The sequence below is a fragment of the Spiroplasma endosymbiont of Sarcophaga carnaria genome (assembly GCF_964019595.1).
GTDB lineage: Bacteria > Bacillota_I > Bacilli_A > Mycoplasmatales > Mycoplasmataceae > Spiroplasma > Spiroplasma poulsonii.
On record NZ_OZ026456.1, the window covers coordinates 1,977,560 to 1,998,896 of the forward strand.

At 25.1% G+C, this 21,337-nt stretch carries 24 protein-coding genes; 13 read left to right on the forward strand and 11 right to left on the reverse strand.

All coding sequences use genetic code 4. The features are described from left to right. Positions 1–3: 3 nt before the first annotated feature. Together AACK91_RS11410 and AACK91_RS11415 are read left to right on the forward strand one after the other, a co-directional pair. Positions 4–171, forward strand: a complete 168-nt coding sequence (locus AACK91_RS11410) for a hypothetical protein (RefSeq protein WP_338966543.1) — start codon at positions 4–6, stop codon at positions 169–171. A 49-nt stretch (positions 172–220) separates the two neighbouring features. Then, a complete protein-coding gene (locus AACK91_RS11415; protein ID WP_338966545.1) occupies positions 221–3,220 on the forward strand; it encodes a hypothetical protein in 3,000 nt (999 codons plus the stop codon). 31 nt (positions 3,221–3,251) lie between these two features. Here AACK91_RS11415 and AACK91_RS11420 read toward each other — a convergent pair whose 3' ends face one another. The 3 genes from AACK91_RS11420 to AACK91_RS11430 all read right to left on the reverse strand — a co-directional run bounded on the left by AACK91_RS11420 (position 3,252) and on the right by AACK91_RS11430 (position 5,113). Continuing rightward, on the reverse strand, positions 3,252–3,776 hold the full coding sequence (locus AACK91_RS11420; RefSeq protein WP_338966547.1) for a lipoprotein: 525 nt from the start codon (positions 3,774–3,776) through the stop codon (positions 3,252–3,254). 98 nt (positions 3,777–3,874) lie between these two features. Next, positions 3,875–4,639 carry a lipoprotein gene (locus AACK91_RS11425; protein WP_338963215.1) on the reverse strand — a complete coding sequence of 255 codons (765 nt, stop codon included), beginning with the start codon at positions 4,637–4,639 and terminating at the stop codon, positions 3,875–3,877. Positions 4,640–4,657: 18 nt separating this feature from the next. After that, positions 4,658–5,113, reverse strand: coding sequence for a hypothetical protein (locus tag AACK91_RS11430; RefSeq protein WP_338963217.1), 456 nt, complete (start codon positions 5,111–5,113; stop codon positions 4,658–4,660). A gap of 312 nt (positions 5,114–5,425) precedes the next feature. On the opposite strand from AACK91_RS11430, the gene AACK91_RS11435 reads away from it, so the two are divergent. The 6 genes from AACK91_RS11435 to AACK91_RS11460 all read left to right on the forward strand — a co-directional run bounded on the left by AACK91_RS11435 (position 5,426) and on the right by AACK91_RS11460 (position 10,438). Then, complete coding sequence (locus AACK91_RS11435; RefSeq protein ID WP_338963219.1) at positions 5,426–5,887, forward strand: hypothetical protein; 462 nt, start codon at positions 5,426–5,428, stop codon at positions 5,885–5,887. Positions 5,888–5,902: 15 nt separating this feature from the next. Next, complete coding sequence (locus AACK91_RS11440) at positions 5,903–7,267, forward strand: hypothetical protein (protein ID WP_338963221.1); 1,365 nt, start codon at positions 5,903–5,905, stop codon at positions 7,265–7,267. 6 nt (positions 7,268–7,273) lie between these two features. After that, a complete protein-coding gene (locus AACK91_RS11445; protein WP_338963223.1) occupies positions 7,274–8,212 on the forward strand; it encodes a hypothetical protein in 939 nt (312 codons plus the stop codon). Beyond that, a complete protein-coding gene (locus AACK91_RS11450; protein ID WP_338963225.1) occupies positions 8,202–9,383 on the forward strand; it encodes a hypothetical protein in 1,182 nt (393 codons plus the stop codon). The genes AACK91_RS11445 and AACK91_RS11450 overlap by 11 nt, the downstream gene beginning before the upstream one ends. Before the next feature lie 16 nt (positions 9,384–9,399). Next, on the forward strand, positions 9,400–10,026 hold the full coding sequence (locus tag AACK91_RS11455; RefSeq protein ID WP_338963227.1) for a hypothetical protein: 627 nt from the start codon (positions 9,400–9,402) through the stop codon (positions 10,024–10,026). A 73-nt stretch (positions 10,027–10,099) separates the two neighbouring features. Continuing rightward, positions 10,100–10,438: a hypothetical protein gene (locus tag AACK91_RS11460; RefSeq protein ID WP_338963229.1), complete on the forward strand. Its 339-nt coding sequence runs from the start codon at positions 10,100–10,102 to the stop codon at positions 10,436–10,438. A gap of 18 nt (positions 10,439–10,456) precedes the next feature. Here the strand turns inward: AACK91_RS11460 and AACK91_RS11465 are convergent, their stop codons facing one another. From AACK91_RS11465 to AACK91_RS11500, 8 genes are all read right to left on the reverse strand, one after another. Then, positions 10,457–10,666 carry a hypothetical protein gene (locus AACK91_RS11465; protein ID WP_338963231.1) on the reverse strand — a complete coding sequence of 70 codons (210 nt, stop codon included), beginning with the start codon at positions 10,664–10,666 and terminating at the stop codon, positions 10,457–10,459. A gap of 185 nt (positions 10,667–10,851) precedes the next feature. Then, positions 10,852–11,358, reverse strand: a complete 507-nt coding sequence (locus AACK91_RS11470) for a hypothetical protein (protein ID WP_338963233.1) — start codon at positions 11,356–11,358, stop codon at positions 10,852–10,854. After that, positions 11,343–12,266 (reverse strand): recombinase RecT, encoded by a 924-nt coding sequence (locus tag AACK91_RS11475; protein WP_338963235.1) that lies wholly within the window; start codon positions 12,264–12,266, stop codon positions 11,343–11,345. Before AACK91_RS11475 ends, AACK91_RS11470 begins: the two co-directional genes overlap by 16 nt. A 1-nt stretch (position 12,267) precedes the next feature. Then, on the reverse strand, positions 12,268–12,969 hold the full coding sequence (locus AACK91_RS11480; RefSeq protein ID WP_338963237.1) for a hypothetical protein: 702 nt from the start codon (positions 12,967–12,969) through the stop codon (positions 12,268–12,270). Between the two features lie 2 nt (positions 12,970–12,971). Then, positions 12,972–13,109 carry a hypothetical protein gene (locus AACK91_RS11485; protein ID WP_338963239.1) on the reverse strand — a complete coding sequence of 46 codons (138 nt, stop codon included), beginning with the start codon at positions 13,107–13,109 and terminating at the stop codon, positions 12,972–12,974. A 1-nt stretch (position 13,110) separates the two neighbouring features. Next, positions 13,111–13,332 carry a hypothetical protein gene (locus AACK91_RS11490; protein ID WP_338963241.1) on the reverse strand — a complete coding sequence of 74 codons (222 nt, stop codon included), beginning with the start codon at positions 13,330–13,332 and terminating at the stop codon, positions 13,111–13,113. A 507-nt stretch (positions 13,333–13,839) separates the two neighbouring features. Continuing rightward, a complete protein-coding gene (locus AACK91_RS11495) occupies positions 13,840–14,076 on the reverse strand; it encodes a hypothetical protein (RefSeq protein WP_338963243.1) in 237 nt (78 codons plus the stop codon). Positions 14,077–14,334: 258 nt separating this feature from the next. Next, positions 14,335–15,318 (reverse strand): IS30 family transposase, encoded by a 984-nt coding sequence (locus tag AACK91_RS11500; RefSeq protein ID WP_338963366.1) that lies wholly within the window; start codon positions 15,316–15,318, stop codon positions 14,335–14,337. 320 nt (positions 15,319–15,638) lie between these two features. Between AACK91_RS11500 and AACK91_RS11505 the strand changes: the two genes are divergently transcribed. From AACK91_RS11505 to AACK91_RS11525, 5 genes are all read left to right on the forward strand, one after another. Beyond that, entirely contained in the window at positions 15,639–16,037 is a 399-nt protein-coding gene (locus AACK91_RS11505) for a hypothetical protein (protein ID WP_338963249.1), read from the forward strand. Further along, positions 16,030–17,490 carry a PBSX family phage terminase large subunit gene (locus tag AACK91_RS11510; RefSeq protein WP_338966549.1) on the forward strand — a complete coding sequence of 487 codons (1,461 nt, stop codon included), beginning with the start codon at positions 16,030–16,032 and terminating at the stop codon, positions 17,488–17,490. Before AACK91_RS11505 ends, AACK91_RS11510 begins: the two co-directional genes overlap by 8 nt. After that, the gene (locus AACK91_RS11515; protein ID WP_338963373.1) at positions 17,490–17,768 is read left to right on the forward strand and encodes a hypothetical protein; all 279 of its coding nucleotides are present in this window, start codon (positions 17,490–17,492) and stop codon (positions 17,766–17,768) included. The genes AACK91_RS11510 and AACK91_RS11515 overlap by 1 nt, the downstream gene beginning before the upstream one ends. Then, complete coding sequence (locus AACK91_RS11520; RefSeq protein ID WP_338963376.1) at positions 17,761–19,152, forward strand: hypothetical protein; 1,392 nt, start codon at positions 17,761–17,763, stop codon at positions 19,150–19,152. The genes AACK91_RS11515 and AACK91_RS11520 overlap by 8 nt, the downstream gene beginning before the upstream one ends. 3 nt (positions 19,153–19,155) lie before the next feature. Further along, on the forward strand, positions 19,156–21,337 hold a 2,182-nt coding region (locus AACK91_RS11525; RefSeq protein ID WP_338966551.1), incomplete at its 3' end, for a hypothetical protein.

A 21,337-nucleotide genomic window follows, 5' to 3' on the forward strand; every position in this document is an offset into this window, starting at 1 on the left:
AAAATGAGTAGAATTAACCCAGGGGTTATCGAAGAATTACGAAGACAAGCCCATGATACTTTAATAGATATTAGAGAAAACATAAAAGACAATCGCCATTGAATGGTATTTCCTTTTAATGTTTATAGTTCATATATTCCTGATACTGAAAACAGGTTGTTGAAAACCTAATAATGCTAAACCAAGTGATTATGGTAGTTATTCACGCATATTTGATAATATGGAAAGTACTATTGCACAATGACAAGATAGTTTAAAAATAGTGCAAAAATATAAAGGTGAAGAAATTAATATATTAACGATTGATGATTTTAATAAACAACCAATTAATTCAACTATATGAGCAAATAATGAAACACCTTTTGCGATAAAATTAAAAGATGAAAATAATAATGTTTATTGAAAATTAATTGATGGTGAAAACATTTATGATATTAATAGAATGCTAGAATACTTAAAGCAATATAAATTAAGTTATTTTATGAATAATGATAATAAAGCAGATAACTTTTATACAAAAGAAGTTAAAGTTGGTAAATATTGAGATGCTTATATGATTGATGATAGAAGTTCAATTCAATTTGGTGAAGCCAAATTTGAACAAGTATTTACACAACAATCAACTGAAAGAAAATATACTTTATTAATTTTAGATGAAGATGCAGATAAATTAAATATTAATGATTATTATAATTTTTATACTGTATTTAATGACCGTGGTTTAAATATTGGTGGTGGTGATATTAATTCTGCACCCCAAGATAGACAATGATTATATCCATCAAATGTTATTAATTATTATTCACCTTATGATGGTAGTTTTTTATGACAAGAAATTACCTTTTCAAGTATTAATGACAAAATTAGTAATAGTGGTTTGGCAGTACGACAATTTATTCAAACATCAGCACCAGGTGAAGGTTATTGTTTTCCTAAAATAACTTATGATGAAAAACTAAATAAAGGTATTGTTGAATTAGATGAAGTTTTATTAAAAGACCCAGGTGTTAGAGCAATGGCAGTTAAATTTTATGGTAATCCTATCTTTTTTGATATGCCTGTTATTGGTCGACCAATTATTAAAGGTGAATTTAATAAAAAAGTTATGAATTCAAGAGATTTATTAATGTATAACATGTATCCTGCCCCACCTGATAAAATAAATACTTATGCATCACCCGAAGTAAGTTGATATAACATTCAAGGGATTCAACCAACTATTATTACTGGATATAAAGATTGAAAAGAACATATTCAATCAATGTCTGATTTTTGAATTGAAAAAAATAATGAGGGTATGGTAATAACAGATAAAGCAAGTTCAACAGCAACCAATCCGACTGTTGGAACAACTATTAAGGAAGAAAATTCAAATTCTAAACCTTATTGGTCTAAAAGTTGAATGATTACTCCACCAAATCAAGTAAAAGTAAATAGTGGAACTGTTAATAATATTATTAGTACCCAAGCGTCATCATATTTTAGAAGAAAAGATGAATTTGGTAATACTATTGGAAGTGTTCAAATTGAATATAATAAAATGGGTTCGTGTAATGTTTGAGACATTTTAAATATGAATAATTTTATTAATCGCCAAATTACCGTATTACCTTTAAACTATACGCAAAAATTAGTCTTTAATCCTTTTACTATACCTGCTATTGGAAAGTTTTTAAACTTTGTTTCTTTTGGTATTCCTTGGGACTGAATTGGAAATTTAACAATTACCCAAGATGATAAATGACCTAATTTTCCATGACTTAATGGTTTTATGAGTGCTAATGTTTATAGTTTTTATAACGATGCCTTTTGAGGTGATAAGTCTGCTGGTAAAGGTTATTTACCATTTGAAATATTTAGAGAACAAGGAAATGATAAAATTGGTGCTATGATTGGTGCTAATGCTACTAGTTTTAGTTTTACTACTTTATTAACTGATAAATTTAAAGGGACTGTTTTAACTAATGATGGTAAACCAACCGAAGAATTAGTTTATTCAACTTATAATTTAAAACAATTAAATCCTAAAACTAACCGAGTTTATTTAATTAATGAACAAACCAAAGCAATTGATGCACAAACACCAGTTAGTGATAGTGAAAAAGATAATAATTGCGAATTCTTACAAACACCCGATGGAACAAATTGTAGTTATATTATTGATATGTTTTCAATTCAAGCATTATATAAAGGTAATTTTGAAATTATCTTTTATGCTGACAACCCATATACAAATAATGAAGAAGATTATTTACGCTTATCAGTATGAAGTTTTAGAGGTAAAACAAAAAGTACATTAAATAATTATTTACGCGATATGACAACTAATTATAAAACTAGCTTCTTACTCCCACACGATTATGAAATACCAACATTTAATTATCCAGAATATGTTCTTCCACCAGTACCATATAACTATAAACCTTATACAAAAGATATTATGCCTTCTGATGCAGTACTACCATTAAAAACCAAAATTACAGCACCAGTACAATGTAAGAAAGCACAAAATTATGGAATTCCTGTTAATTTATTTTCTGATGAATTTAATGAGGGTTATTATGAAACTGAAATTGATTTAAAACAAATTGACCCAACAATTCAAAGTATAGATAAATTTATTAGTGTTTATAAAACTATTGAAATAAGTAATCTAAGTAATTTACAAGTTGAATGTTCTCCACCAAATATAGAAAATTTTATTCCTAATAGAGATATTAATCTATTGGGTGGTCGTTATGGTTGCGATTTTAATAGTGGTTTATTGTCTAATATAACTTTAAAAAGAGAAGGATTATCACAAACTGATAATATTAATTTTGATAATACAATAACTTTATATACTGATAATATAAAAGCAAATGTTATTCAAAAATTCGCTACTGCCTATACTAATGGTTTATCTAGTGGAAATTATAAAAGCATTTATTATACAGAAAAAAGTGGAGCAATTAATTTTTTACTTCAAACAACAAAATTATCTAATAATGATAATGATAAAATTAAAGAAACATATTTACAAGCATATTATACTAATGATGTTAAATTAAAAATTAGATTTTCAAAAGTATTATTTGCTCAGTTATGATTGTTGGCTCAAATTAATTTAAGTTATGCAGGTAATAATAAAAATATTACAATAAATATTAATAATCAAAATGTTTTAGATATTAGAAATGATAGTAATAGTCCTGTTAAAATTACAATAAATCCAAGATAAATAGAAAAAGTGCTCAATGCACTTTGTTTTTTTATTCTCCATTAATTTTTACATTACCGTTATTACCGGCAATTAAGTTGGGTAAATTTTGTTCTTCACCATTTCAACGATAAACTGATTTAATATAATTATTTTTACTACCTCAGGGAATTTTTATATCTTTTGAAGAAATACATGTTGTTAAAACTGGAAAACTAGCACCAATATAAAAATATAAAGATAAGAAAAAATTATTTAATTTATCAATATTTTTTTCTTTTCCACCCTCTAATTTTGTATTATTATTAAATTTACTTACATATCATTTTTCATTTTTATCAACACGCCATACTACATAATATCATTTATTATCAACCTCATTAAATGGTTTTTCTTGTGGTGCTATTCATTCTAAATTGTTTTTAATAGTTTCATTTGTTGTATTTATTTGGTTTTCTTTTTTTAATTGTTCTAATTGCTCTTTTGTATATTCTTGTGGTTTATTACAAGCAACTAAACTTGTTGTACTTGTTCCAATTAATGATATTGTACCTATTATACTTAATATTTTTTTCATATTTATTTCTCCTATTTTTTGAAAAATTTGTTAATTTAATTAAAAATAGAAATAAATAATTTATTTCTATTTATTTTTATAAATCTAATTTTTTATTTTTATGAACATTCAGCAGCTGCAGCGCCGGCAGCTCCACTAATTGCACCTACTGCTGCTCCAGAAGCAGCTCCACCAAAAATAGTTCCAAAAAATCCAACTATACCTCCAAAAATAGCACCAGCTATAGTACCAATACCTGGAATAACACTTCCTGCAAGAGCCCCTGCAACTGCTGAAGAAGCTCCAACAGTTACGGCTGAAGGAGATGATGTAATCGCACCTCCAACTGCTCCACCAACAGCACCATTTATAGCTGCTTTTGATACTTCAGAATTACAATTATTTTTTTTTCGAATAATTTCACCTATTTTATTTTTATTTACATTACTTGTACCTAATTTTAATGCTAAGGCCATTGTTTTATTAGTAACTCACTGTATTTCAGATTGAGTTGCTTGTTCTGATTTAATATTATTTCATCATTGTTGATTACGTTCTTGTGCCAGTTGATTTACTCATTGTGTTAAACCCTGTTGTCATTCATTTTTTGAATTATTAAATGATTGTTGAGCTTGTAAGAAACGTTGTTGAGCTTGACTAAAGGCTGTATGATTTTGATTTCTTTGAAAATCTTCACCCGCTCTTTGATATGCTAGTTCAGCATTACGTCATTGTTGTGCAATTTGAATTCATTGAACTTCGCCTCATCTTTTATTACGTTTTAATACTTTTTCTTCTGATTGATATGGTGCAGCAGCAATTACAGTTGGTATAGCACTACTTGTGATTGTAACTGCTCCTAAAATACTTATTAATTTTTTCATATTTATAACCTTCTTTCTTTAATTAAGATAAATACTATTATTTGGACTTTCACTATCTCAATATACAATAGTATTTGTTTTAATAATAATTGATTGTTCTTGTTTTAAATTTTTTCAAATTTCATGAAATTGAGAAAAATGTTCTCAAATGAAATTTGCCATTATTTTTATATCTTCTTTATTTATAGAACCGCCAGCTCCGCTATGATCTGATTTTGGTAAATTAGATATTAATACCATAGTTTGACTTAAAAAATCTGCTTTGCTATCTGGTTCAAATTGATAAATAATTTTAAAAGCAGTATCTGATGATAATTTTAATTTTAATTCATCATGCTCTAAAAATTTATATCATTTTTCAAATACGTCATTACTTTTTTGTTCATGATTTTGATAAGGACTAGCGGCAATTGTTGTTGGTACAGCAGTTCCACTAATTGTTAATACACTTAATAAACTTAGTAATTTTTTCATTACTTGTATTTCTCCTTTTCTTAATCTTGAAACTTTTTATCAAGATCTACTTTCAGTATATATATATATATATATATATGCAATCAAAATTAACTAATTATTTAAAATTTTATCTTGTTAAATACCTCTTATTACGCGTTTTAAGGTCTAAATTAGCAAACAAAGATATTAAGTTTAGATTTATATATACAAAATATATTGTATTTATAAACTATTGGTATATAATTAAATTACGTTTTAATCTTTTTCCATAAAAAAGAGTTTATGCTGACTTGTTAATCGAACAAGAATAAAAAAAGAGGAGTTTATAAAATGGCACTTACAAAAGAACAATTAATAGAACAAGGTTTAAGTGAAGAGATTGCAGAAAATATCTTAAATCAGTTTAATAATGAAGCAAAGCAAATTAGAGAAAGTGTGCAAAAACGCGAAGATGTTATATCCAAAGAAGACTTTATTAAATTATCTAATGAATTAGATGAATTAAAAGCTTTTAAAGATGTTCCATCGACTAAAATTGAAGATATTAAAATTAATTTAGAAAAAGTTAGTGGTAGTTCTTTATCTGAAAAAATGCAAACTTTAAAAGAATTAAAACCTGATTTGTTTGTTGAAGAACAACCATCAGTTTCACCAACTAATTTTATTAAAGATATGATTGAAAAATCGGTTGAAAATAAAAATGATGAAATTGAAACTATTAAAGAAAAAGGAGCATATACTCCAGAAGAAATTAAAAAATTAACTGATTATACACTTAAAAACCTTAGATAATAAGGGAGTGAAATTATGGCAACAATTAATTTGCCACAAGTACCTTTTACATTACAAGGTAACACAACAGGTCAAAAAGCCTATGTTGATATGGTTAATGCTTTATTGCGTGGACCTTTATATAATGAATATGCAAGTATTATGCAGTATGCTACTGCAACCGCAGAACAAGTTGCTTGATTACCTAATGCAGGACAAGCACTATATAATTTAACTCATCGTGTGGTATGACAAGATGATTATTCATTACCAAATGGTGGGGCAACTCAAACAATGGGATTAACAAGAATTCCAGTTCCGATTGATAAGAGATTTAATTTAAAATTAATGAATGAGGCTTTTGACTTAGCATTAATAGAACAAAATATTAAAAATGGTGTTATTGCTGATGCTATTTCTAGTGTTGTACAAAATAAATTTGTTAATTTAGAATGTGAATTAATTCAGGCTATTTATGATTATTGTTTAGCAGATGGTCAATATGAAGTAATTCCATTTCGTAGTTATACAGCAGAAAATGCTGATGATGCAAATAAGGCATTCTTTACATTAAATGAAACTTTGATTGAATTAACAAATCAAATTAGTAATTTATATTTTGGATTGCCAACTGATAAAATGTTTATGGTTTTAGGTCGTAGAGCCTATTTAGGATTAACACCTGCGTATTTAAAAGTGATTGGTTCACAAGCCCAATTAAAAGCAATGGTTAATGGTGAATTATATGAAAATACCGCAATGGGTATTCCTGTATCTAAAAGTTTTCATTTAGAAAAAACATATACAAAAGGACAAGTTAACCGTGATAAAGGTTATAATTTTACTAATGTAAATGGTTTAATTATTAATAAACAAGTATGAGCTTATCCAATTAATATGGATACTATTCAACAAGTTTTAGATAATGATACTGCTAACCCTAAATGAATTGGTAAAGTACAATATGCAACACCAACAATTTTATATCCAAAAACATGTAAAATTATTTTAGAAAAAGCGCCAACCCAAGATGAAATTAATACTGCTAAAAGTAATCTTAATAAAACATTTAGAGTTCCTGTTGATTATGTAATTCCATCATCAAATAAAATTGATATTAGTGGGATTAATAAATTAGATAAACCAACTATTCATGTTGACGATCCAACTCAAACAACAGCAGAACAATTAAAACCACAATTTAAAGATGTTGTTTTAAAATCAGTAAAAGCGGTAAATAATTTTTTAACAGAAAATGATTATGATTACTTTATTGAAGCTAAGGGTGAAGATTGACCAATTAATATTAAAAATGACAAAACTGTTGAAGTTCAAATTGAAGGTAAAAACAATGCTACTGGTCAAACAAACCCCATTGATGTTGTAATTAAAAATTCTTAATAAACAATGAATTTACTAATATTACGCGTTTTAACTTTATTAGTATCTAATTTAGAAAATAAACCTTTAATAAGTAAATTTGTAAATTTAATTAATAGAGTTAATCAAGTTCAAAATAAAATATTAAAACCAATTAATTATATTACTGATAAATATAATAAAATTACAAGTAAAGTTGAAGATATTTATCAATGATTAAATCCTTTTACTTATTTAGATTTAATTAAAAAAGGTCATAAAAAAGAAATACAACAAATATTAAGTCAATTAGAAAAAGATAATAATATTCAAAATAGAGAACAATTTAAAAATGAAAATTATCTAAATACTAATTGACAGCCTTTAAATAGTAGTTGACTTGATAGTGGTATGTTTAATATTACAAATAAGTTAACTTTAACAGGTAATTTAACTATTTTAATATATACAAAAACAGCAAAACATCCAAAATTTTATGGTCCATATGTTTATCCTAGTGTTCCAGTTGAAATATGAAAATTATTAAGTAATGCTGTTTCTAATGCAGGGACTTTATTTTGGCGTTATTGATTAAGAAAATGATTACCTAGTCATTTAAGAAATTATATTAAAAAACGATTACCACAAGCATTAAAAGAAAAATATCCCAAAGGAACTACTAAATTAACATTACCAACAGTTCAAAAATTACAACAAATTAAAAAGTTTATTAATAATTTAAAGATTGGACATTTTAATTTTAATTTTGCTGGTGAAATTAATAATAAAAAATGATATCGAGAACGCCGAAGTGATGTTAAAAATATTAAGAATTTATATAAAACACCAGTTAAAAATAAATTTTATCAGGTTAATAAATCTATTAAAGCAATTAATAAAACCAAAAGAAAGGTTAATAGTTATAAACCAAATAATTTAAAAAATAAATATCGTAATCAATTAAGGGGTGTTTTATATGGAAAATAATTTAAGTAATTTGTTATTTATAACAGTTGAAGATGTTAAAGCAAGTAAACTTTGACAACCTATTAATGATCGTAAACAATCTGCTTATAATGATAATTTAATTTATAATGCTATTTTAAAAACTAGTTTATGAATGGATAGATTATCAGGTGGAACAATTTCAGATAAAATTAATAAAAAAGATTTGTTTCCTTGAGTAAAAAAAGATAATACTGGTTTAATTGAATATGATAAATGATTAAGTTATATTCAATCTGCTTGTTTATTAGCAGTTATAAATTGATATTTACCAAAAGGAGTTAATGATTTAACTGGTAGTGCTTCATTTTCACAAGGTGGAGTTGCTTATTCACAAACTAATGACCCAGAAGCAAATGAAAATATTACTCGTGATGTTAAAAATGCTTTAAAATTAGCAGGTGAAATTATTGATATTATATCTAGTAAAACAGTATCTAGACCTTATAATTATAGTTTAGATAATTATGCTCATCCATGAGAAGAAGAATATAAGCATATTAGTAAAAAAACTTTTTATCCAACATTATTATTTTGATTAAAAGAACGATTACAAACTGATAATTCAATAAATATTACTTATCCTACTATTAATGATTTTTCTAAAATTGATTATAATGAGTATATTAAATTAATAGTTCCCTTTGATAATAATACGATTTATTATGAAAATAATGTCTGAAAAGCAAAACAAAGTAGTGGTACTGATATAAAAATTGATAATAAAACTATCATTAAAAATGATAATGATGAGATTGAAGTTTCAGATTTAAAACAAGATAAATTAATAAGTGGTACAAATATTAAAACTATTAATGGTAATTCATTATTGGGGAATGGTGATATATCTATTAATACTGGTAATGATTGAGAATTAATTAATTATCCAGAAGCAAACGAAAAATTAACATTTAAAATTCCAGATTATGATTTAACAAAATATTTTTATAAAATATCAATTTCAATAACAGATTATGCATCTGCTAATAAATTTATAACATATTATTTTGAAACAATATCACAAAAATCAATATTTTCATTTTTAGCAGATAATTCTTATAAAAGAATAACAATTAAGCAAGATGGCTCAATTTCAAATGATACAAATAATATTGTTATTAAAGATTTAACAATTAAAAGAAAATTAATTTAGAAAGGATTTTTAATTAATGAAACAAGATAAAACAACTTGATTAAAGGGTGCCTTACCTTGAAATTGATTTAAAAAAGACCCTATTCCAACTTATAATTGAAATCATAAAGATATTAGAGAATGAGAAAGAAAATATAAAATTCGTAGTTGAGTAGTTAGTTTTTATACATTGATATTTTTAGCATTAAATTGTTGATTAGAATATGGCATGATTAATGCAATAAAAGATAATATTAATTGATATAATTATGGACAATATTGAGGTAATGGAATTGCTATTTTACTAACACCTTTATTTACATATGGAATTCAAGGTATATTTGTTGCTAGTAGTAAACCAAAAGTAGATATGAAAATTGATATTCCACGATTAAAAATATCTAAAATGGGATTAGTATTTACAATTTTACCTTTAATTACTTTAATAATTTCTTTAATTATTATTTGAATTGATAAATCAAAATGAAAAAAAGACCATTTAAGACATTGTTTGAACTGCCGTATTAATCCGCGTGTTATTCAACCAAGAATAGCAAAACAATGAAATAATTTGGATGGTATAACAGAAGAAATATTTAAAAATATGCAAGATGAATATACTAAAAAACAAGAAGAAAATAACAAAGAATTAAATTTAAAATAAACTATATATAGGGGCGGTTGATATTTTTGGGTGGTTATATAGTTTAATTTATAAATTATTTTGTTCTGAAAGAATGGATGGCCACTGTTTTAGTAAGAATAAGAAAGGAAATATAAAAATGGAAATTAGTAATGAAATAGTAATTGCTTTACTTGTGTTAGCTGGCGCAGGAGGAATGGGTAGTCTTGGTATTCTAGGGTTATCTGCTAAAAAAATTAAAAAATATAAAGCAGAAATTAGAGAATTAAGAACTGCTGTTATTGCTCACGAAAAACATTTACGAGGACCTGATTATGCAACAGAATTAGCATTAAAAACAGGTCAAATTAAAAATGTTAAAAAACAAGTTAAAGTAAATGACAAAAAACAAGCACAAAAAGATGCTATTAAAAAACTAACAAATAGTATTTAAAAAAATAACCTTAATTGGTTATTTTTTATTTTCTAATATTAAGTCTAAATTTTTAACTTTACAAATAACTAAATTATTTTTTCCATAATTATTTTTATAATATTCTCAGTATTCAGTTGAATTAATATCTACATCTTGTTTATCAATCCCAATTATATATTCACCACGAGGGTTTTTACAAGGGCGATTACCTTGTTCAGAGCGATAACATAAAATATAATTATTCATGTTCTTTATTTCCTTTATCATTTGTTATATAAAAGTTAATAAGATATTCTATTTTTTGAGAATAAGTACTAAAATTTAATTCATTTCAAACTTTTTCTTCGTTTTTATTTAAGTAAATATTAACATTCCTAATTTTGCAAGAATAATATTTTCCAGTTTTTTGATTATATGAATGTTTCATAATATTAACTTTCATAATTAGCAATAATAATGGCATCTCGTAAATGATTACTTATTTTTTCATTATTATATTTTCAACCTTTACCATATTGATAAGTTAAATTAGTATCTTTATCAAATTTTCATATACAACTATCATTATATTTACTTAAATTTTCCATATTTTTAACAACTGATTTAGTATGTTTAGGTGATACCCAATTATAACTAACTCAAGTATTTTCAATCGCACCCAGTAATCTTAATAAATCATCTCTATCTTTACTAGCATTAGCAGATGTATATAAACAATCTTCAATATTTAATCCTTTTGGAAAAAGTTCACCTTTATTTTTTACATAATAATCTGAATATAAATATTCATCTATAAATTCATCAATAAATTTATAATGTTCTTTTCAATATTTACTAGTAAATTCATTTTGTTTAATTAATTTATTATTTTCATATATAACAATAGCAGTAGTACCAGTTCCTGATGGGTCAATACCTATTTTTATCAAGTGGCTCATTCCTCATCGTTATTATTATTAACTGCTTTTACTAAATTTGAAATATCTTCTTCTTTAACTACATTATCGTTTATTTCCACTATTTCATCATTAGGTGGGGTATTATAATTTATATTATTTGATAAAGTTTCATCGTTAATATGCCTCTTATTTTGGGTGAAAGTAGCATCATTATCAATATAAATCTTTTCATCATTAGTTGTAATAACTGCTTGATCTGATTTATATGCTTGTTGTAATTCAACTGACATAATACCTCATTTTCTTAATAATGATGTTAATACGGTTTTAAGGGCCATTTCATCAAAACTAGCAATATAAAATGATTTATTTTTAGCATAAGTTTTAGAATATTTCATAAAATGATTTTCCATTTGTTCTTTTGTCATATATAAAGTTTTTTCAAAACCATTAACCATTTTAAAATATGCTACATAACCAATAATTGGTAATTTTTCTCTTTCATCTTCATTTTGAATTCAATTAAAACTAGTTCCTTTTAAACGATCATAATTTACTAATTCATTTTCTCTAACATCTGATACTGACATATCTAAATATTGACCACTTCTTTGTGCTAATTGAATATAACCTTTATAACCCATTTGAAATTGAGCTTGATTAATTCATTCTTGGATTTCGCGACCGTTAATAATTCTTGTTATTTTAGTATTATATGGAACTACATAAGCATAACCAAATTGTTTTTCCATTGGTAAATTTAATAAAACTCCTTGATAACAAGCAGTCATAATTGTTTTTGGATCTGCTTTTTGTAATAATTCATTACTATTTGATATTGCAACTATATTACTTTTAAATCTTGCAATTTCATTTTCATTAGAAAATTTACTTTTTATTCATTCTGTTGCTTTATCTGTTCTTAAAAATTCAACAATATTTGCCATATTATTTTTCTCCTTTATTTATTTTAAAATTAATACCTTTAACCCCAATTAAATTAATATCTTTATTACTATCTCACTGATCTTTAATTTCATTTTTAACAATTTGTTCATCAACAACTAAATAATTTTTAATAAGATTAATAAGTTCTAATTTATCAGCATTTTGTAAAAAATCATCATTAATACCAATAACCTCAATATCTTTAATTAATAATTTTTCTTTCCGAAAATTACTAGTAATAATTTTTAATTCTTGCTCTTGTTTTGCTACACTTTTAATTTCTAAAAATTGTTCTTTTTTATGAGTTTCAATAATTTCATTTTGTTTTTGAAATTGAATATTAATAACATTATTTTTTAAAGAATCATGATTATTCTTAATATTATTTTCTAAATTCAAAATATCTTTTCTAATAAAATTTAATTCATCTTTAAAAGATTTTATTAATTCTAATGGTTCTCTAAAAATATAATCAATTTTTGAAACTACTAATTTTAAATCTTTTAGTGATTGTGATTTATATTCTCCATTTATTAATCAAGCTTGTTGTCGATATATAAATTCTGCTAATTCTTGTCCATTTTCATCAATTCATTTTTTAATTGTTAATGCTTTTAAACTTAATTCTTTAAAATTATTTCCTTTTAAATAAAATGGATACGTAATATTTTTAACTTCATTATTTAATTTTAAATCTGCCATAATTAAATTTCCTCTAATTCCATTTCATTAATTAAATTATCAATATATTCATAAGCACTTTCTTCTGAATGACATTCTTCTAATGCCATATTAAATAAATCTTCTTCAGTATAAACATAACCATTTTCATCTTTTCACATACTAATTTACCTCGTTCTTTGCTATTAATATTTCTATTAATTTTCTTCCTTTTTGTTCTTTAATATCAAAATAAGTTATTTCTTGATTTAATAAATGTGCTTCTTCATTTTTAATTAAATTAATATCATCATTAATATTTTCTTTTTGCCCTGTTTTATTATCAAATATATTAATACAAAAATCATTGTACATATATATTGATATTAGATTTTTGATTGTCATATTTACCTCCTATTTTTAACTCGCTGGCACTCACTCCCAAGTGAAAGTGCCAAAGCGAGAGTTAGTTATATAATTAAGTATTTATCTATTTATTTACTACGCCATCCGCTTCACTGCGGGTGAGCGGTGGCGGTATGTTTTATTGTTTAATGTTTAATAATCGACAGTTGTTTTTATAAGATAATGCCAGAGAATTCTCTCTCTTCATCCGCACCATTTCAGGTCAAAGCGTTCAGTTTTTAAAATAAATTCACTTGCACCTTGAAGAGCCTAATGCTGACTTTGTGGTTTTTAAAACCTCTGTCATCCTCTAATGGGATAATATCTATCGCAAATTTATTTATAAAGTGGCCATCTCAATATTTATTGTCGTTTGATGTTGACCCCGCACTTATCACGACTATCGCTTGTTAAAGCGTCTATTATTTACGGACTGATTACCGCTGGGCTAGACCGCCTATGTGGAAAAAAACACTTAGTTATTTAAAATAACTGTTCCACCCTGCATTAAGTTGTTTTATAAAATCAAAGTTTAAAAGAACCAGTTTTATCATCAAAGATAATTTTTGAATTTTCTAGTTTTTGATAAAACTGTTTTTGTGTTTTATCTTTTATTTTATTTAATAAATATTTATGTTTTTCACAAGTTCATAAAACTTTATTTGATAAAAATTCTTCGGTAATGAATGATACTGCTTTATAGCAATCATTAACATCACATATTTTTTGTTGTTTAATTATCATTACCTCCTTTTAGGGATTTTTTATTTCAAATAAAAAAACAACCCTAACAAGAGTTGTTTTTTGGAGCTTCATCGTACATTATACGAGACGTATTATGTAAATCTAAGCTCCAAATTTATCTCTTGTTATTTTAATAATAACACTTTTTAAAAGAAGTGCAACTATTTTTTTAAAAAAATAAATTATTTTTAAATTTACCCTATTTTTGGCATATTTAAACACACTGAAAAATAATTTATTAAATTACTTCAAATAAACTTATCTAAAATTCTCTAAAAATACTTCTTTTGAAGTTCTTCAATTAAGAACGGGCCTTAATTTTTCATTTATAATATCGACTACTAAATCTATTTCTTGTTGCGTAACAAGATTAAAATCTGTCCCCCTACCATATCGTTTTCTAAATTCACGGTTTAGTCTTTCAATTAATGGTTTTTGATTAGGCGAAGCAGGGTCACAAAAATAAACATTAGAACCAGTAATCTTTTCCATTTCTTCAAACTTACTAAATTCTTTTCCTCTATCGGTTATTATTCCTTTAATTTTTCCAACTAAACCATTAATTCTAACTATATGTTTAAGTTTTTCTAAAACTTCATTAGCAGTATGTTCTTCTAATTTCATAGCAAAGTATTTTTTACTTGATTTCTCTGTCAAAACTAAACAACTAGATTGATGTTCTTTTCCAACTACGGTATCCATTTCAAATCAACCAACATCTTTTTCTTTATTTTCAATATCTCATATTGATTTAAATCTTTCATCTAATTTCCCACGATTATCAGGTCTTTTCTTTGTTCTATTTCTTCTACCACCATTTAATAAATTTTTCTTTAACAAACCCAAAAGACCTAAAAAAATTCATTTATAAAATGTTTTAAGACAGGCAGGAAATTTGATACCAAATTTTATTAAAAATCGCTGAATAATTTCTGCTGGTGAATCACCCAAAATATTAAATCGTAAATTTAAAAATTCTTGTTGTTCTTCTGTAAATGTAGGTATTTTTTTAATACACTTTTGTCGTTTTTTATAATAATCATCATGTGCCTCACGGGCATTATAATCTTCTATATTTGTAAATCTATTAATTTCTCTTTTAACAGTATTAATATCTCTTCCTGTTTGTCTTGATATTTCAGATAAATTAAGTGTGCCATTTTTCTTTTTGCAACTATCAGATAAAAATAAATCCTTAAAAAATCTTCGTTCATCATATTTTACATGTGTATAATCTTTCATTACTCTATATTTCCTCCAATTCTTTTATAAAAATAGTTATACATTAAATTTATAAAAAAGATAAATTTTCACATTTTTTTAAATTAAAATTATTGACAAATATATTATTAATTATATAATTATATTGTAACAAGCTCCAATTTATCTCTATATGCTTGTATACTAAAATAAAAAGTAAAGTAATTTACTTTTTTTTATTTTGATGTAAAATATAAATAATAAAAAGAACCGCGATGGTTCTTTCATAGTTTTTATTTACTCTTTTATTTAATCATATTCATTAAATAATAGCAATTTTAATATGCAAAAAGGAGTAAAAAATGAAAGAATTTAATCCAAATAAAGCAAGTTTGGCAACTTTTTATCGTAAAATAGAGCAATTTTGAGAAAATAAATCACCCAATAAACCATATACTTTGAATGATTTAACCAATGAATTCAATCTTTCTAACAGATGAAAGCACGAAACTTACAAGAGCGAAAAGATAGTTCCTTTACTTGAAAAACAAGTTGATAGAATTGAAAGTGAAATAATTAACTTTATGATGAAATCACCTGATGGTGCTAAATTATATTGACAACGAGCATTTAATTATAAATATTCACTGCAAGAAAAACAGTTAGAACAAGAATTAAACTTAAATAATCAACAACCAATAATTGTTAATTTACAAACGGATATTAGAGATATTAAAAAAGAAAGTGATAATAATGCTTAATCATTTTACTTATTTGTTAGAAACTCCTTATTGATTATTACAAAATAGTAGTATTGGTAATAAATATCCCTTTGCTAAAAAATATGAATTAGTTAATGAAATTAATCAAATTGGAACACGATATAGTGGTAAGACTATTTCAAATATTAAAATGTTTGGTGAATTATTAAAAATTAGTTTATTAATTAAAGAACCAATTTGTATCATTGCTAGTATGTATTGAAGTAAGGATTTAAAAGATAGTGTATTTCAAAATATCTGAAATATGTTAGATGAAAATCATATTCCTTATACTATTAACTTATCAAATTTTACTTTTACTTTATCAAATGGTAGCAAAATATATTGTAAAGGTTTACATTCACCAAGCCGGAAAGAAAAATTAAAAGCTTTTGCTGATTTGAATAAATATAAATTAGTAATTGATTGAAGAGAAGAATGTGACCAATTTCAACAAAAAGATTTAAGTGATTTAGAATTTGCTATTCGTGGGTATCAAAATAAAATAACAATTAATACATGTAACCCTGAAAGTTTAAAAAGATATATTGTTGGTTATTGTAATGAATTAATGCCTTTTAATGAAGAAATAATGCGTAGTAAATATGAACAAATTAACTATATTGAAAAATGAAATATGAAGATTATTATTCATTATTCTAGTTGAAGACTTAATTATGAATTACCACAAGATAAGGTTAATGAACAATTAAGATTAGAACAATTAGATATTGAAAGAGCAAGAGTATGAAGTTGAGGATTGCCTGGTAATACTAGTGGGTCAATCTTTGCAAGATATCTTGATATTATGCAAGCAACAGATATTATTCAACCAACTAAGTTATTATGTGGTGTTGACTTAGCAAACTCTACTAGTCCAAAAGGACATACAACAGCAGCGAGTTTTTGAATATATAATTCATTTGATAAAAAAGCCTATAAAGTTGCTGAATATACACACTCAAATGCTACTCAACAATTTAAGGGACCATTAGAACAAGTAAAAGATATATTAGATTTTTACAACAATCAATTAAATCAATATTTTAATTTAATCCAGCAAGGTATATCAATTAATGTTGATGATAGTGCTTATGCAACATTAGAAAGTTTAAATAGAGAAAAATATAATTATTCTTTTGGTCAATATATGCATTTTAAACCAGCACAAAAGCAGAAGTTTAAAATAAAACATCGTATTGAAGCATTTACCATGTTAATAAATACTAATCAATTAAAATGATTATGAGAAAAATGTCCTGTAAGTAAAACCCAATATGAATTAATTCAATGAGAAGATAAGCCCGATGCAAGAGAAGAACGAATGTTAGATTTATATGATGACACATTTGATAGTGATTTTTATGCTTTACACTTTGAATTAATACCAATGGTTAAACATAATAGTTCAGCAGATTATAAATTATGACAACAAAGGGAGTGAATAACTTAATGAAAAAAGATATTTATGTAATACACGATGAAAGGGTAATTAATGCAAAAAGACCATATATGTCTGTTTGTGGACAAGTTAAAAAAAGACTTTGTCAAGAATTAAAAAAAGATAATATCGCAATATGTAAATTAAATTTATATAACGAATATATTAAGAAATATCAAAAAGTTAAAGTATGTGTACAAGTTTTAGCAAATGAACCTAGTTTATTAACAGTAAATATTATTAATTATGCACTTATTTTAAAATTAAAGGAGCAAAATAACAATGAATAATACTTTCCATAGTTTAACAAACTTAAATGATATTAATAGTGTTTTAAAATTTTATAATTATGATTGAACTATTAATTTAGCCAATATTATTGCTCGTCATCAAATGCGATTAGTTAATGGTAAAGATATTTTATTTAAGTCTCATCGTAAAGACATTTTAGAAAAATTAAATTGATGATATGAAACTTATAAAATAAAAGAAAAATTAGATAAAAATGAATTAACAGCAAGTTTAATGGGCAAAACTATTTTTGGTTTATTAGAAACATCAGATGGCAATATTGATTTATGAATTAATCCTTTTAACTTTACATCTCGTGTAAGTAAAATAAACGAAATTGAACAAGGTGCTGATATTTGATTAAATTATCATCAATCAGATAGTGGTTTTATTTTAAATTTAATTTGTACCAAAGATAAAATAGTTATTAAAGGTTGACCTAAAAATAATGAAGTAGTTGTTGGACAAAGTAAAACACAAATTAAAGATGATGTTAAACCTGTTTTAGTACAAGAATTTAAAAATAAATTAGGCGTAGTTCCTTTTTGAGAAATGATTAATGAACCTAATCCGTTATTTTTATCAACATCAACTACATTAAACCCATTACCTACAATGGCAAATTGTTATAAATTACAATTTGATTTAGAAGATAGTTTTAATATTAAATCAAAAGAAAGATGAGCAAATCGTACTCATTGATATGGAATATTAGATGATGATTTAATGACTGCTTATAACAAAGGTAATAAAAAAGTATTACAAGATGCTTTTGATGATATTTTTATTCAATCAGGTCAATCAGCCGTAGATGGTCAATTATCTCAATCTTTACAAGTAGTACAAGGAACACCAACCTTAGAAACATATACGGAAGACCAAAAAGCAATTATTGAACAAGTATATTTAGCATGTCATTTTTCTAGTCCTTTTGGTGATAAATCAGATAATGACCAAAATAAAACACAATCTTTATTAACTAAAACCAAAGATTTAGAAAAACAAGCATATTTACAAGCATATCGTAAGCAATATTATACAAAAGTGTTTGATACCGTTTTAAAATATTACGGTTTATGAGATGGTACTGGTGAAAGACCTTATGGTTTTGATTTTGTTAGTGCTAGTTTAGTAGATCAAATGCGACAAAATGAATTAATTACTGCTAGATTAGATAATGGCACAATGGAACCAATAAGAGCAATTACTGAATATGAAAATATTGATGAATTAGAAGCAGCAAAATATTTAGAAAAAATAGAAGCATGACAAGATAAAATGCAAGCCAAAGAAATAGAACATAATAATAAATTAATGGAATATGATGAAACTGGTAATAATCAAAATGCCTTACAAGGTAGAACAGAAATTAAGGAGAATTAAAAAATGAGTAGAATTAACCCAGGGGTTATCGAAGAATTACGAAGACAAGCCCATGATACTTTAATAGATATTAGAGAAAACATAAAAGACAATCGCCATTGAATGGTATTTCCTTTTAATGTTTATAGTTCATATATTCCTGATACTGAAACAGGTTGAAAACCTAATAATGCTAAACCAAGTGATTATGGTAGTTATTCACGCATATTTGATAATATGGAAAGTACTATTGCACAATGACAAGATAGTTTAAAAATAGTGCAAAAATATAAAGGTGAAGAAATTAATATATTAACGATTGATGATTTTAATAAACAACCAATTAATTCAACTATATGAGCAAATAATGAAACACCTTTTGCGATAAAATTAAAAGATGAAAATAATAATGTTTATTGAAAATTAATTGATGGTGAAAACATTTATGATATTAATAGAATGCTAGAATACTTAAAGCAATATAAATTAAGTTATTTTATGAATAATGATAATAAAGCAGATAACTTTTATACAAAAGAAGTTAAAGTTGGTAAATATTGAGATGCTTATATGATTGATGATAGAAGTTCAATTCAATTTGGTGAAGCCAAATTTGAACAAGTATTTACACAACAATCAACTGAAAGAAAATATACTTTATTAATTTTAGATGAAGATGCAGATAAATTAAATATTAATGATTATTATAATTTTTATACTGTATTTAATGACCGTGGTTTAAATATTGGTGGTGGTGATATTAATTCTGCACCCCAAGATAGACAATGATTATATCCATCAAATGTTATTAATTATTATTCACCTTATGATGGTAGTTTTTTATGACAAGAAATTACCTTTTCAAGTATTAATGACAAAATTAGTAATAGTGGTTTGGCAGTACGACAATTTATTCAAACATCAGCACCAGGTGAAGGTTATTGTTTTCCTAAAATAACTTATGATGAAAAACTAAATAAAGGTATTGTTGAATTAGATGAAGTTTTATTAAAAGACCCAGGTGTTAGAGCAATGGCAGTTAAATTTTATGGTAATCCTATCTTTTTTGATATGCCTGTTATTGGTCGACCAATTATTAAAGGTGAATTTAATAAAAAAGTTATGAATTCAAGAGATTTATTAATGTATAACATGTATCCTGCCCCACCTGATAAAATAAATACTTATGCATCACCCGAAGTAAGTTGATATAACATTCAAGGGATTCAACCAACTATTATTACTGGATATAAAGATTGAAAAGAACATATTCAATCAATGTCTGATTTTTGAATTGAAAAAAATAATGAGGGTATGGTAATAACAGATAAAGCAAGTTCAACAGCAACCAATCCGACTGTTGGAACAACTATTAAGGAAGAAAATTCAAATTCTAAACCTTATTGGTCTAAAAGTTGAATGATTACTCCACCAAATCAAGTAAAAGTAAATAGTGGAACTGTTAATAATATTATTAGTACCCAAGCGTCATCATATTTTAGAAGAAAAGATGAATTTGGTAATACTATTGGAAGTGTTCAAATTGAATATAATAAAATGGGTTCGTGTAATGTTTGAGACATTTTAAATATGAATAATTTTATTAATCGCCAAATTACCGTATTACCTTTAAACTATACGCAAAAATTAGTCTTTAATCCTTTTACTATACCTGCTATTGGAAAGTTTTTAAACTTTGTTTCTTTTGGTATTCCTTGGGACTGAATTGGAAATTTAACAATTACCCAAGATGATAAATGACCTAATTTTCCATGACTTAATGGTTTTATGAGTGCTAATGTTTATAGTTTTTATAACGATGCCTTTTGAGGTGATAAGTCTGCTGGTAAAGGTTATTTACCATTTGAAATATTTAGAGAACAAGGAAATGATAAAATTGGTGCTATGATTGGTGCTAATGCTACTAGTTTTAGTTTTACTACTTTATTAACTGATAAATTTAAAGGGACTGTTTTAACTAATGATGGTAAACCAACCGAAGAATTAGTTTATTCAACTTATAATTTAAAACAATTAAATCCTAAAACTAACCGAGTTTATTTAATTAATGAACAAACCAAAGCAATTGATGCACAAACACCAGTTAGTGATAGTGAAAAAGATAATAATTGCGAATTCTTACAAACACCCGATGGAACAAATTGTAGTTATATTATTGATATGTTTTCAATTCAAGCATTATATA